The 13714-nt window shown below is 68.7% G+C and carries 14 protein-coding genes; 11 read left to right on the plus strand and 3 right to left on the minus strand.

Translation table 11 applies throughout. The annotated features are described in order from the left end of the window. Positions 1-70: 70 nt before the first annotated feature. The 9 genes from serB to ACTWPB_RS15380 all read left to right on the plus strand — a co-directional run bounded on the left by serB (position 71) and on the right by ACTWPB_RS15380 (position 8221). Entirely contained in the window at positions 71-1309 is a 1239-nt protein-coding gene (gene serB / locus ACTWPB_RS15340; RefSeq protein ID WP_446221348.1) for a phosphoserine phosphatase SerB, read from the plus strand. A gap of 81 nt (positions 1310-1390) precedes the next feature. Continuing rightward, positions 1391-1816 (plus strand): hypothetical protein, encoded by a 426-nt coding sequence (locus ACTWPB_RS15345; RefSeq protein ID WP_446221349.1) that lies wholly within the window; start codon positions 1391-1393, stop codon positions 1814-1816. A 117-nt stretch (positions 1817-1933) separates the two neighbouring features. Further along, entirely contained in the window at positions 1934-2716 is a 783-nt protein-coding gene (locus tag ACTWPB_RS15350) for a peptidyl-tRNA hydrolase (RefSeq protein WP_446221350.1), read from the plus strand. A 140-nt stretch (positions 2717-2856) separates the two neighbouring features. Further along, complete coding sequence (locus ACTWPB_RS15355; RefSeq protein WP_446221351.1) at positions 2857-3015, plus strand: hypothetical protein; 159 nt, start codon at positions 2857-2859, stop codon at positions 3013-3015. Positions 3016-3033: 18 nt separating this feature from the next. Next, positions 3034-3870, plus strand: coding sequence for an ABC transporter ATP-binding protein (locus tag ACTWPB_RS15360; protein WP_446221352.1), 837 nt, complete (start codon positions 3034-3036; stop codon positions 3868-3870). A gap of 224 nt (positions 3871-4094) precedes the next feature. Further along, positions 4095-4901: an NUDIX hydrolase gene (locus ACTWPB_RS15365; RefSeq protein ID WP_446221353.1), complete on the plus strand. Its 807-nt coding sequence runs from the start codon at positions 4095-4097 to the stop codon at positions 4899-4901. Positions 4902-4911: 10 nt separating this feature from the next. Further along, a complete protein-coding gene (locus ACTWPB_RS15370) occupies positions 4912-5688 on the plus strand; it encodes an enoyl-CoA hydratase-related protein (protein ID WP_446221354.1) in 777 nt (258 codons plus the stop codon). A gap of 205 nt (positions 5689-5893) precedes the next feature. Next, a complete protein-coding gene (locus tag ACTWPB_RS15375; protein WP_446221355.1) occupies positions 5894-6871 on the plus strand; it encodes a class I SAM-dependent methyltransferase in 978 nt (325 codons plus the stop codon). Then, entirely contained in the window at positions 6872-8221 is a 1350-nt protein-coding gene (locus ACTWPB_RS15380; RefSeq protein WP_446221356.1) for a THUMP-like domain-containing protein, read from the plus strand. Between the two features lie 131 nt (positions 8222-8352). Here ACTWPB_RS15380 and ACTWPB_RS15385 read toward each other — a convergent pair whose 3' ends face one another. Beyond that, positions 8353-8892 carry a DUF1697 domain-containing protein gene (locus ACTWPB_RS15385; RefSeq protein ID WP_446221357.1) on the minus strand — a complete coding sequence of 180 codons (540 nt, stop codon included), beginning with the start codon at positions 8890-8892 and terminating at the stop codon, positions 8353-8355. A 65-nt stretch (positions 8893-8957) separates the two neighbouring features. Further along, positions 8958-9704 (minus strand): acyltransferase, encoded by a 747-nt coding sequence (locus ACTWPB_RS15390; protein ID WP_446221358.1) that lies wholly within the window; start codon positions 9702-9704, stop codon positions 8958-8960. A 121-nt stretch (positions 9705-9825) separates the two neighbouring features. On the opposite strand from ACTWPB_RS15390, the gene ACTWPB_RS15395 reads away from it, so the two are divergent. Continuing rightward, complete coding sequence (locus ACTWPB_RS15395; protein WP_446221359.1) at positions 9826-11118, plus strand: outer membrane protein assembly factor BamB family protein; 1293 nt, start codon at positions 9826-9828, stop codon at positions 11116-11118. An 81-nt stretch (positions 11119-11199) separates the two neighbouring features. On the opposite strand, the gene ACTWPB_RS15400 is transcribed toward ACTWPB_RS15395, so the two are convergent. After that, on the minus strand, positions 11200-12213 hold the full coding sequence (locus ACTWPB_RS15400) for a polysaccharide deacetylase family protein (protein WP_446221360.1): 1014 nt from the start codon (positions 12211-12213) through the stop codon (positions 11200-11202). 253 nt (positions 12214-12466) lie between these two features. Between ACTWPB_RS15400 and ACTWPB_RS15405 the strand changes: the two genes are divergently transcribed. Beyond that, positions 12467-13678: a putative glycoside hydrolase gene (locus tag ACTWPB_RS15405; RefSeq protein ID WP_446221361.1), complete on the plus strand. Its 1212-nt coding sequence runs from the start codon at positions 12467-12469 to the stop codon at positions 13676-13678. Positions 13679-13714: the final 36 nt, after the last annotated feature.

Consider the following 13714-nt stretch of genomic DNA (forward strand, 5'->3'; position numbering starts at 1 on the left):
ACCAGCAGGTGCATGCGCGTTTTCCTTGCGAAGTGGGACGGTCACGGCTCATCGGAGCAAAGGAGCGGATATGGAGCAGATCGACTTGGCCGACACCACAGTTCTCGTGACCGTCACCGGCCCCGACCGACCAGGCGTCACGTCGGTGCTGCTGGCGACGCTGTCCCGGCATCAGGTGAGTTTGCTCGACGTGGAGCAGGTGGTCATCAGGGGTCGACTCACCCTCGGGGTGCTGGTGTCGTGCCCCAACGACCCCGAGGCGTTGCAGGACGAGCTCGAAGAGGCGATGAACACCGTCGGCATGCAGGTCGACGTGTCGGTGGACGCGCAGATCGGCAAGCCGCCGATGTCCACGCACGCCGTCGTGGTGCTCGGCGCCCCGGTCACCGCGAAGGCGTTCAGCGCGATCTCGCGCGAACTCGCCACCGGTGGCGCCAACATCGACTCCATCCGTGGCATCGCCGACTACCCGGTGACCGGCATGGAACTGATGGTCACCGCGACCGACACCAGCGACGAAGGCGACGCGCGGCTGCGCACCGCACTCGCCGAGGTGGCCGTCGCCGAACAGGTCGACATCGCGGTGGAACGGGCCGGGCTGGCACGCCGTGCCAAGCGGCTCATCGTGTTCGACGTGGACTCCACGCTGATCACCGGCGAGGTGATCGAGATGCTGGCCGCGCACGCCGGCGTCGAGGACCAGGTCCGCGAGGTCACCGAGGCGGCGATGCGCGGCGAGCTCGACTTCGCCGAATCGCTGCGTCAGCGCGTGGCCACCCTCGAAGGTCTCGACGAGTCGGTGATCGAGGAGGTCGCCGAGCGGATCGAGCTCACCCCGGGCGCGCGCACCACGATTCGCACCCTGCGCAGGCTCGGCTTCCGCTGCGGTGTGGTCTCGGGCGGGTTCCGGCAGGTGATCGAGCCGCTCGCACACGAGCTGGAACTCGATTTCGTCCAGGCCAACACCCTCGAGATCGTCGACGGCAAGCTCACCGGGCGGGTTGTCGGCGAGATCGTCGACCGGGCGTTCAAGGCGACCGCGCTGCGCAAGTTCGCGGCCGAGGCGGGGGTGCCGATGGAGCAGACCGTCGCGGTCGGTGACGGCGCCAACGACATCGACATGCTCAACGCCGCCGGGCTCGGCGTGGCGTTCAATGCCAAGCCCGCGCTGCGCGAGGTAGCCGACACGGCGCTGTCGCATCCCTACCTGGACGCGGTGCTGTTCATCCTCGGCGTCACCCGCGACGAGGTGGAAGCGGCGGATGCGCGCGACGGCGGCGTGCGACGGGTTCCGCTGCTCGGCAGGTAGGCCCGATCGCGCGGGCGCAGGACGTAGAGTGACGACGAGATAGCCGGAGTCGTCGTCATCGTTCGTCACTGGGAGGCTGCTGTGCGCAGGTCATTGCTCGTCCTGGTCGCTGTGGCGAGTCTCGGCGGATTGACCGCCGGATGTGGCGACGACAAGGCCCAACCGTACAACGTCACCCTGCAACCCACCGCCGTCCCGCAGACCCCGGTGGCCCCGTTGACGATCGAGCAGTCCGCCAACGGCACCACGGTCGAGGCGACGCTGGGTCAGCGCGTGCTGGTTCGGCTGTGGCAGGACCCCGCCTCGACCGGCCAATGGGCGAAGATCAACGATGACGAGGGCATCCTGATCGCCGACGGCGGCCCGACCAGTGCGGGCAACACCAGCGTGTGGCCGTTCCGGGCGGTCGGGCGCGGCGACACCTCGCTCGAGTTCGTCTACGGGCCGTCCAGTGAGCCGTCGATCGAGCCCGAGCCAACCTTTATAGTGCGGATCCGGGTGAACTGAGCTCGGGGCCGCGCTGGATGCGGAGTGGACTCGTCGGACGCGGCCGCGCGAAGACCACCGGTCGAGCGCGCTATTAGGCTGGCGGGCGGACTGGTGTCGAACGAATGGTGTTGTGGCATGGGTAGTGGGTTGGAAACCGAGGAGCAGACCGCAGCACCGGTCCGCGACGAGGCGGCCGAATTCGCCGCTCGGCACGCGGAATTGGCGCAGGGCTACGGCGGCGGCGGTGACCCCGACGACCCGGCCATGGTGCAGGCGATGCAGCTGGTGTTGCACATTCCCAAGGCCGATCCGCCCGCCCGGAGCGCACTGCTGGCCGCCGCGGCCGCCGCGGCGGTCGCGGTGTGCCTCGACCCGCGTTCGGGACCGGGCGGGGAGTGGGAGCCGCGGTACCTCGCGTGGAAGCGGTCGCGCATCCGCAAGGTCGCCAGGCGGGCGCGTGGTGCGCAGTGGGTGGCCGCGGGTGACGTCGATGGAGTGACTGTCGATGTCGACGGTGTGCAGGCCCGAGCGTTCGTCCCCGGTCCCGTCGGGGAGATCGATCAGCGCATCCGCAAACTCCAGATCGGCGGTACCGATCTCGACCACGACGAGCCGGGCCCGGTGGATCCCACCCTGCCGGTGCTCTGGGTGAACGCGGCGTTGGAGATGTCGGTGGGTAAGGCGGCCGCGCAGGTAGGACACGCGAGCATGCTGCTGGCGGGTGCGCTGGCGGTGGAGGCGGCGAGCGCGTGGGCCGAGCGCGGGTTCCGGTGTGCTGTGCGCGACGCCGGCGAACATCGGTGGGCAGGGTTGGTGGCCGAGGTGGCGGCGGGACGCGCGGTGGCGGTGCGCGATGCCGGTTTCACCGAGGTGGCGCCCGGCTCGATGACGGTGATCGCGGTGCCGCCGCGCGAGTGATCACCTCGACACGCGCGAGCGGAATCCGGCGGTTGGGTTGCGGTTTTCGCGACTCGCCGCGACAACGCGGTGTGGCGTGGGTGCCACGCGGGTATAGGTAACCGACAGCCAGGCACATCGAGGCTCAGGGAGGTTCCGCGATGATGACGACGATTGTGGTGATCCTGATCGTCTGGATCGTGCTGTCGGTGCCTGTCTCTTTTGTCGCCGCGCGGATGTTGCGCACAGAAGTTCGCCACGCGCGCGACCCGTCGACGACCAGGACCGACGAATCTCCTACGGGCCGGTCGCTGCGCTGAGAGCCCGCGTGGGCCAAGATGGAGCCCGTGTCGCAACCCGATCCCGATCTGCTCATCGACTTCTCCGACGTGACCATCCGCCGCTCGGGTCGAACCCTGGTCGGCCCTGTCTCTTGGCAAGTAGAGCTCGACGAACGCTGGGTGGTGCTCGGCCCGAACGGCGCGGGCAAGACCTCGCTGCTGAGAATGGCCGCCGCCGAACTGCATCCGACCTCTGGTGACGCGAATCTGCTGGGGGAGACGCTCGGTCGCGTCGACGTCAGCGAATTGCGACCACGCATCGGGCTGTCCTCGGCGGCGGTGGCCAGCCGGATCCCGGTGGACGAGAAGGTCAGCGACCTGGTGGTCTCGGCCGGCTACGCGGTGCTCGGCCGCTGGCGCGAACGCTACGAGGACATCGACACCGAACGCGCCGTCGACATGCTGGAAACCCTCGGTGCCGAACACCTTTCCGACCGCACCTACGGCACCCTGTCCGAAGGCGAACGCAAGCGGGTGCTGATCGCGCGCGCCCTGATGACCGATCCGGAACTGCTGTTGCTCGACGAACCGGCCGCGGGCCTCGACCTGGGTGGGCGTGAGGAACTCGTCGAGCGTCTCGGTGATCTCGCCGCCGACCCCGACGCGCCCGCGATGGTGCTGGTGACCCATCACGTCGAGGAGATCCCGCCCGGCTTCACCCATGCGCTGCTGCTCAAAGAGGGCGAGGTGGTCGGCCAAGGGCTCCTCGGCGATGTGCTCACCGCCGAGAATCTGAGCAACGCCTTCAGCCAGTCGATCGCCCTGGACCGGGTCGACGGGCGCTGGTTCGCGCGGCGAGCTCGTCGGTCAGGCGGCCATCGGCGCCGGAACTGACCGTGGCTCACTGAACTCACCCGCGGCCGTCACCGGGTGGGCGCCGATTCCGCCTGCCCGACCTGGCAGGCGCCGACCGGGTCGAGGATCTCGACGCACCGTCGACCAAGCGGGCGTTAGGGTGCTGAAAGGTGGCTGCGCTCGAAGTAGGCAGCCTGGTCCGGTCGGCAGGCCGGTGCGGTGTTGGTCGCCGGGCGGTCGGTTCGGTGGTGGAGAGGAACGGTATGAGTGAGTCCGGGGTCCCCGCGCGGGATGCGTCGACCGTGATGCTGGTGCGTGACGGCCAAGCGGGTATCGAGGTGTTCCTGCAGCGCCGGGTCAGCGAGATGGCGTTCGCGGCGGGGATGACAGTGTTCCCCGGCGGCGGCGTCGACGCTGCCGACGGGACGGCCGATATCGCCTGGACTGGCCCCGAACCTGCCTGGTGGGCAGAGCGTTTCGCCACCGGCGAACAGACCGCGCAGGCGCTCGTCGCCGCTGCCGTGCGGGAAACCTTCGAGGAATGCGGAGTGCTGCTCGCCGGCCCGACCGCCGATTCTGTCGTCGACGACTCGGCGCGCTATCGCGAGGCACGGGGCAAGCTGGAGCGCCGCGAACTCTCGCTGGCCGATTTCCTCGCGGCCGAGGGCTTGGTATTGCGCGCCGATCTGCTGCGCCCGTGGTCGAACTGGATCACGCCCGAGGCCGAGCCCCGCCGTTACGACACCCGCTTCTTCGTCGCGGTGCTGCCACCGGGCCAGATCGCCGACGGCGCTACCTCCGAGGCCGCCCAGGTGACCTGGCGGACACCGCAGGACGCCCTGGTGAGCTGGCGGGCGGGCGAACACGTACTGATGCCACCGACGTGGTCGCAGCTCGACGCGCTGTGCGGGTTCGCCGACACCGCGGCCGTGCTGGCCGCCGACCGAATCGTCGAGCCGATCATGCCGAAGTACACGCCGGGAGCGGGTGGCCGTCCACTGTCGAACTTCCCCGGCAACGAACGGTATTTCGACGAGCTGCCGCGGTTGGGTGCACTCGGCGGCCGGTAGGTTGTGGCGCATGGCCGAATTCGTGACCCTCGAGCTGCCCGCCGAGCCGACCACCCGTGGCGTCGCGCTGTTGCGCATCGATCGTCCGCCGCTGAACCTCGTCGACGCTCAGCTGGCCCGTGAGGTGGCGGCCGCGGCGGCCACGGTGGCCCAGCATCCCGGGGTCTCGGCCCTGATCGTCTACGGCGACGAGCGGGTGTTCAGCGCGGGCGACGAGATGTCGGAGCTGGCCGAACTCGACGCCGGGCAGGCGGCGGCCATGGCCGCCGATCTACAAGCCGCACTCGGCTGTCTCACGCGGGTTCCGAAGCCGACGGTCGCCGCGATCACCGGCTACTGCCTCGGCGCCGGCCTCGAACTCGCGCTCGGCGCCGACCACCGGATCGTCGGCGACAACGTGAAACTCGGTCTGCCGCAGATCAAAGCGGGTCTGATCCCGCTCTCCGGCATCCGTCGGCTCTCGCTGCTCATCGGCGCGAGCCGCGCCAAGGACCTCGTCTACACCGGCCGTTTCGTCGACGCCGAGGAAGCCGCGAAGCTCGGCCTGGTCGACGAGGTCGTCGCCCCCGATGACGTGCTCAGCGCGGCCCGTGCCTGGGCCGCCCAGTTCGTCACCGCCGCTCCACGCGCTCTCGCCGCCGCCAAGGCGGTCTTCGAATCCGGTCCACACGGCCACTCCACCGCTGTCACCGAATGGTCAGCCCTGTTCGACACCGACGACGCCCGCACCGGCACCCGCACCTTCGCCGCGGAGGGCCCGAACGCCGCCACCTTCACCGGGCGCTAGCCGACCGCCTGGCCGAGTTCTCCGGGACGCAGTTCGAGGTACCGGTATGAGGTAGCTGGCGAGTTACCGATGTCCGGACGGGATCAGCGGGAGCGAAGTTAATGCCCGTTCCGTGCGTCTGCGCAGACGCGGTCCCGCGTGGCCGAAGCCGCCGACCCTCGTCCCAGGGGAGGCGTGCTCGGGCGCACATATTAGGCTGACCTGTATGACGGTTCATCCCGACGATCCGGCGCCGAACCCGCACGCCACGCAGGCACAGGTCGAAGCAGCGCTCAAGGACACCAAGCTCGCCCAGGTCCTCTACCACGACTGGGAGGCGGAGACCTACGACGACAAGTGGTCGATCTCCTATGACGAACGCTGTATCGCGTATGCCCGCGGCCGGTTCGACCTGGCAGTCGGTCCCGCCCCACTGCCCTACGAGCGTGCGCTCGAGCTCGGCTGTGGCACGGGATTCTTCCTGCTCAACCTGATGCAGGGCGGTGTCGCGAAGACCGGTTCGGTCACCGACCTCTCGCCCGGCATGGTGAAGGTCGCGCTGCGCAACGCCGAGCACCTCGGCCTCGACGTCGACGGTCGCGTCGCCGACGCCGAGACCATCCCGTACGACGACGACACCTTCGATCTGGTCTGCGGCCATGCCGTGCTGCACCACATCCCCGACGTGGAGCTGGCGCTCAAGGAGTGCCTGCGCGTGCTCAAGCCGGGCGGACGCTTCGTGTTCGCCGGCGAGCCGACCACCATCGGCAACATCTACGCTCGCCGCCTCGGCCAGGCCACCTGGAAGGTGACCACCGAGATCACCAAGCTGCCGTTCCTGTCCGGCTGGCGCCGCCCGCAGACCGAACTTGACGAGTCCTCCCGCGCGGCCGCGCTCGAGGCCGTCGTCGACCTGCACACCTTCGACCCGAGCGATCTCGAGAAGATGGCGAAGTCCGCGGGTGCGGTCGACGTGTTGGCCACCACCGAGGAACTCGCCGCCGCCCTGTGGGGCTGGCCGGTGCGCACCTTCGAGGCCGCCGTCCCCGACGAGAAGCTGACCATGCCGTACCGCCTGGCGCAGTACCGCGCGTGGCTGGGTCTGAGCTGGCTGGACGAGAACGTGCTGCGCAAGGTCGTGCCGCGCGAGTTCTTCTACAACGCGATGATCACCGGCGTGAAGCCGGGCGCGGCGAAGAAGTAGGTGGGCTACCGCTTCGGCCGCGACGACGTCGCCTATCTCGGTAGCGCGGCAGGCCGTGCCGCGCTCGCCGAGGTCGACCGGCTGGAGCTGACCCCCGCGACGCACCTGCGCGATATCGAGCAGGTGCGTCGTTCCCACGATGATCGTGCCGCCGCGCTGATCGAGACCGTGCGGTTGCGTCGTAAGGCCATGGTGAAGTTGCCCGGCGCCGCCGAGTGGTTGTTCACCGACGATGCCTTGCAGCAGGCGACGCCCGCACTGGTCGCCCGCCACCGGGCCGCTCGGTTGGCCGGTCGCGCAGTCCAGGATGTCACCTGTTCGATCGGCGCGGAACTGTCCGAGTTGGCCGCGGTGTGCCCGGCGGTGATCGGCAGCGATCTCGACGAGGTGCGGCTGGCGATGGCCGCGCACAATCTCGGTGTCGCGCCGCTGTCGGTTCCCGAACCGATCGGGCCGCGCTCGTCAACCTCGGACGCCGGCCACGATATCGAGCGGGGCGGCCGTGGGGCAGCGGTGTTTGCCGTCTCCGAGCGGGATCGACTCGCGCTCGCCGGGGTCGCCGACCGCGGCGCTGTCCTCGGTAGCCTGGCTCGGAGCCGAAACATCGTGCTGGCCAAGGCCGATGCCCTCACACCCACCACCCGCGACACCGTGATCATCGCCGACCCGGCCCGCCGCGCCGACGGCCGCCGCACCTACGATCCGGCGAAACTCCAACCTCCGCTGCCCGACCTACTGGCCGCCTACGCCGGCCGCGACATCGCCGTGAAATCCGCTCCCGGACTCGATTTCGACCGCCTCGCCTGGGACGGCGAAGTCGAGATCGTCTCCCTCGACGGCGCTGTCCGCGAAGCCTGCCTGTGGTCGCCCGGTCTCACCGAGCCCGGCATCGCCCGCCGCGCCACCGTCCTCGATTCCCGCGGCAGCACAACGACTCTCACCGACGCCGCTCCCGACGACATCCCCGATCTTCCGCCCGGCGACTGGATCGTTGACCCCGACGGAGCGGTCGTTCGTGCGGGCCTGGTTCGCCACTACGCCGCGAAACACGGCCTCTGGCAACTGGACCCCCGCATCGCCTACCTCACCGGCGACACGGTCCCACCGGGCATGCGCGGCTTCCGCATCGAAGACCGCTTCGAACTCCGCGAGAAGACCCTGCGCCAGGAACTGGCTCGCCGCGACTGCGGAGCGTTGGAGATCCTCGTCCGCGGCGTGGACGTGGACCCCGACGCACTGCGCAAGAAACTCAAACTACGCGGCTCGACCCCGTACACCCTGGTGATCACTCGAATCGGCCGAGCCGGCGTCGTCTTCCTCTGCCGAGCAGTCGCAGCCACCACTGACTGACCGCGCGAAAGAGCTACTCACCATCCGCGGCACGGTGTTCGTCGGTGTCGAGCGCAAGGAGGACGCCGTCGAGGCGGCGGTGCGGCTGGTCGGACCACGCGTTCAGACCTGCCACCGCCGACTGGGGTCGCTCAGGCTTCCATCTTCTTCACCACGCGCTGCACCGTGAGCCAGGTGCGGGTGGTGATGTCCTTGCCGTAGGTCTTCTCCAGGCGGGCCATGAAGTCGGGCGTTTTGCCGGTGCTGTTGTCGATAACGGTGAGGAAGGCGCGGGCCTTGCGGTCGTAGCCGATGACACGGGTGAGGGGGTCGTCGTCGAAGGCTTCGGTGTCGGCTTCGCGCATTCTCGTTTTGAAGAAGGTGACGGTCAGGTAGGAGCCGCGTTCGTGGGGGAGGCCTTCGAACGGGTCGCGGTCGAGAAGGGCGCGCAGTTCGGGGTGGCTGCGGACGATGGTGCCGCCGGGGATGCCGAGTTCGGTGTTGAGTGCCTGCTGAATGCGCTCTTCCAGGTCGGCGGGGTCGTCAGCGGTGCCGAACACGACGTTGCCGCTCGTCAACACCGAGGCGACCTTCTCGAAGCCGAGCCCCTCGAACACCGCGCGCAGTTTCTCGTTGCGCATGTTCGGGTTGGTCGGCATGATCCCCCGCAGCAGCGCCGCATAACTGTCCACGCTGCTGACCGTACCGACCTGCACCGACACGCACCATCGCTTCCGGCGCCCATGTCCGCGAACTGCTAGGTCTGAGCGGCGGCATTCTTCTTGCGCTCGATATCGGCCAGGGCCGCCATGTAGGCCTCGCGCTCCTCGGCGCTCGCATCCCACGCGACCTTGCGGTTCTTCACGACCTTGGCGGGAGCGCCGACGGCGATGCTGTAGTCGGGGACGTCCCCACGCACCACCGCGTGTGCGCCGAGCACACACCCACGCCCCACCCTGGTATCGCGCAGCACCGTCACCTTGGCCGCGATCCAGGTGTCGGGGCCGATCCGCACGGGGCTCTTCACGATGCCCTGATCCTTGATGGGCATGTTGATGTCGTCCATGCGATGGTCGAAGTCGCAGATGTAGCACCAGTCGGCGACCAGGGTCGACTCACCGATCTCGATGTCGAGGTAGGTGTTGACGACGTTGTCCTTGCCGAACACCACCTTGTCGCCGATGCGCAGCGAGCCCTCGTGGCAACGCAGGGCGTTGCCGTCGCCGATGTGCACCCAGCGGCCGATCTCCATGCGCGCGAGTTCCGGGGTCGCGTGGATCTCCACATTGCGGCCGAGGAAGACCATTCCGCGCAGCACGATATGCGGGTTGGCCAGGCGGAACTTGGCCAGGCGGTAGTACCGCACCAGGTACCAGGGGGTGTAGGCGCGGTTGGCGAGCACCCAGCGCAGCGAATCCCTGGTCAGAAATCGGGCCTGCTGCGGATCGCGGCGGCGTGATCCACGCCAGCGCGCGCTCAGTGGCGCACCCCACATGCTCGTCACGAACTACTCTCCCGTCATGATCCGCCGGGGCTGCCCCGGGGATTCGGTCGTCGGGTACACAGAGTACTTTCGCAGGGCACACTTACCGTGCCATACCCCGATTACTCAGGGAGATCAGCAGGTGCGAACTCGGACTCGCGTCGTTGCCTCGCTCGCTGCCGCCGGTGTGGTGGCGCTGGCCGGGTGCGGCACGGATGTGGACGACATCAAGGTCGGCGCCGGAAAAGGTTGGCCCGCAACGCATCACGACGGCAGTAATGCGAGCAGTAGCCCGGTGTCGGGTGCGGACTCGATGTCGCTGAGCTGGTCACGTCCGGTGGGCGGCCCGATCGCCCAGCCGTTGACGATCGGCGCCGAGGGCCAGATGTTCGTCACCACCAACACCGGCAACTGCGCGATCTTCTCCTTCCAGATGCGCACCGGCCGCAAACGCTTCTGCAACCCGCTGGGACCGTCGACGATCGCGGCGCCGACCGTGCTCGACGGGGTCAGCAATGTCTACGTCGGTGACGACGGCGCGGTGAATTCGTTCAACTATCTCGGTCAGCCGCGCTGGCGCACCCCGGTGGCGGGCGTGCCGGTGGCGATCCAGTTCACCGGTGACGGCAATGTGCTGACGGTGACCCAGTCCGGCCAGGTCGACGTGCTCAGCCGGCAGACCGGCGGTCGTGAGGTGCCGACAATGCAGTTGCTCGGCGAACCCGACTTCCTGAAGTACCCCGGTCTCACCCGTCCCGCCTCCGGCGACGGCCTCGACGACTGCCAGACCGGCGGCCCCCGCTGCGCTGTCGCCAACACCACCGCCGTCGACCCGTCGACCGGCCGCTTCTTCGTCACCGTCTGGGAGCCGGGCAAGCAGGCCGCCGCCCTGCGCGCGATGCGCTACGCCGACGGCACCGTGACCCAGGAGTGGAGCGCCGAGGTCCTCACCGGTGGTAGCGCGACCAGCCCCGCCCTCTCCGCCGACGGCGCCACCGTCTACATCGGCGACAACAGCAAGCGCCTCATCGCCCTGAACACCGCCGACGGCGCCACCCGCTGGACCCAGCCCCTGCCGTGGGCGCCCCGCGGCGGCATCTCCGTCGCCGGCGATCTGATCATCCCGGCGGGCGACGACGGCTACCTGACAGCACTGCACGACAGCGATGACAAGGCCGAAATCGTCTGGGAGCGCAAGGACCTCACCCTCCGTGGCACCCCGGCCCAAACCGCGGGCGACATCGGCTACACCGTCGCCGCCATCGGCGCGGGTCTGAACCTCATCACCTTCGACACCACCACCGGCAACACCATCGATTCCGACCCCCTTCCGGCCGCTACCGGCACCACAACGGGGACCTCCATCGGTCCGGAAGGTGAAGTCGTCGTGGCAACCCGGCTCGGCGAGATCTTCGCCTTCACGCCGGACGCCTGAGAGGCGCAGCCGCGACAGCGTTCCTCACCTGCGCACGGCCGGATCCCCGGCGAAGGTACGCCAGACCTGGTACGCCGCACCTCAGTACGGGTTGGCTCGGTCCAGCCAGCGCACGTCGAGTTCCGTCGCTCGCTGCTGGGTGAAGGAGATGCGCGCCGGGTCGCCGTCAGCGGTGTAGCGCTGGTCCGGGTTCGCGGCGAGCCAGTCGAGCCAATAGGCCGAATCGAAGGGGACCGCACCCCGGCCCGATCGGATACGCGGCACCCCACCGGGGTCGACCGTGCCGTACGGGGTGGGCGCCGGGTTGGAGCCCACCAGCATCACGGCGTCGAAGCGGTAAGGGGTGCCGTCCCAGGTGCCCGCCGTGGCCAGCGCGTGGTCGCGGGGATAGATGCCGAGCGGCAGCGCCATGGTACGCACGGTGACTCCGGGCGCCGCCGTGGTCACCGCGCGCACGTTCTGCACCAGTTCGCGTTGCACATTGTCGGCGTCCAGGCTCGCGAGATTCGCGTGATCGGCGGTGTGCGCTCCTATTTCATGGCCGTTCGCCACCAGCCATGGCAGCGCGCGCGGGTCGCCGCCGAAGGGCTCGTTGTTGACGTAGAAGGTGGCCACCGGCCGGAAGTCCGGGTAGCGGGCGCCGAACTCAGCGAGGATGCCCGCGGCGCTGTCGGGGGTCACCGCGCCGGAGTCGGTGAAGCTGAGTTGGCTGCCGGTGGAATCGTCGAAGGTGAGTACCACCGGGTGGGTACCGGCAGGCAGGTCGAGGTCGCCGGAGATGTATTGCGCGGCGGTTACCGGGCGGTAGCCCTCGCGATACAGCCGTTCCAGTTCGTCCCGGAACTCCGCCGGGGTCTGGTCGTATTCGCCCGCCGGGTTCGGTGCGATCTGGTGATACATCAGGACCGGGACGAATCCCAGTTCGTTGGCGGCGATCTCGGCCGGATTCGGTGGTGCCGGTTTCGCGGTGGTCGTCACCGGCACCGCCGGGTGCGCCGAAGCCGCTTCTTTGTCCACGGCGGCACAGGCCGTGAGTGCGGCTGCCAGTGCTGTCGCTGACGCGAGCCGCAACATTGTGTTCGAACCGCCCGTCATCAATGCGATATTACGCCGCGGCGACGGATTACAGTCGATCCATCGATACCGAGTACGCCGTGTCGGAACTACGAAATAGTTAGCCTGTCAATGGTTTTGGAAGGCGGTGTTGACGTTGGGATTGCAGCTCCGATCGGCCGATCGACGGCGATGGAGGACCCCCGTTATCGGTGTCGCACTCGCGTCGCTGGTCGTCTCTCTGGTGGCCGGATTCTCGCTGAGTAGATCCGGCGAGCTGCCATCGGCGGACACCGTGCCACCGACCCTTCAGCTGACACCGGCCGATCCCACGCGTTCGTATCGCGAGCCGATTGTGGTGCGCGGTAACGCTGTCGACGCGGTACGGGTGTCCATCGGCGAGGACACGGTGACCCCGGCTCCGGACGGTGCGTTCGAGATCTCGGTGCCGTGGGCGCCCGCTGTCGAGGTCGTGGCGGTGGACGCCGCGGGCAATCAGAGCAGCGGCATCGCCGTCACGACGCTCGCGCTGCCGAGGATGCGGGCTGTGCATGTCACCGCGCACGCGTGGTCGCACGAAGGCTTGCGCGAAGCCGTTCTCGACCTCGCTCGGGAAGGTCGCATCGACACCGTGCAGCTCGATATCAAGGACGAGGACGGCATCGTCGGCTACGACTCCCAAGTGTCTCTCGCCCGCGAATCCGGTGCCGTCGCTTCGATTTACGACGCACCAGCGGCCCTGCGGCAATTACACGACATGGGCTTGCAGGTGGTCGGCCGTATCGTCGCGTTCCGGGATCCGACCGTGGCCGCGTGGGCCTGGCACAACGGCAGGCCCGACTGGGTCGTCCAGAACCCGTCCGGTCAGCCCTATTCCAGCCACTACGGCCCGATCGCCTTCACCAATCTCGCGCACCCCGACGTACGCCGCTACAACATCGACCTCGCCGTGGAAGCCGCACAGCTCGGCTTCGACGGCATCATGTACGACTACGTCCGCCGCCCGGACGGCAGCCTGACCAGCATGAATTTCGCCGGACTCACCGGCACTCCCGCCACCGCGGTCGCGGACTTCCTCGCCGAGAGCCGCTACCCGGTGCACCTGGCGGGGGCGCACCTGAGCGCCGCGGTCTACGGAATCGCCTCCACCCGCCCCGACGAGATCGCCCAGGACATCCCCCTCATCTCCCGCAGCGTCGACTTCGTCGCACCGATGGTCTACCCATCGCATTGGGGCCCCGGCGAGTACGGCGTCGCGAACCCCAACGCCCAGCCCTACGACATCATCTTCCGCTCACTGAAAGACTTCCAGGTGGCAACGGCGGGCACCGGCGCGAAAGTGGTCCCGTGGCTCCAGGACTTCAGCCTCGGCGTCACCTACGGCGACGCCGAACTCCGCGCCCAGATCGACGCCACCCGAGACGCGGGCATAGACAGCTTCTTCCTCTGGAACGCCGCCACCCGCTACCACGGCGGCGGCCTCCAGCCTGAGCCGCTGCACGGGTGAACAGCCCAGGCGCTCGCGATCCGTTGAGAGGTAATC

The organism is Nocardia sp. IBHARD005 (assembly GCF_052814245.1).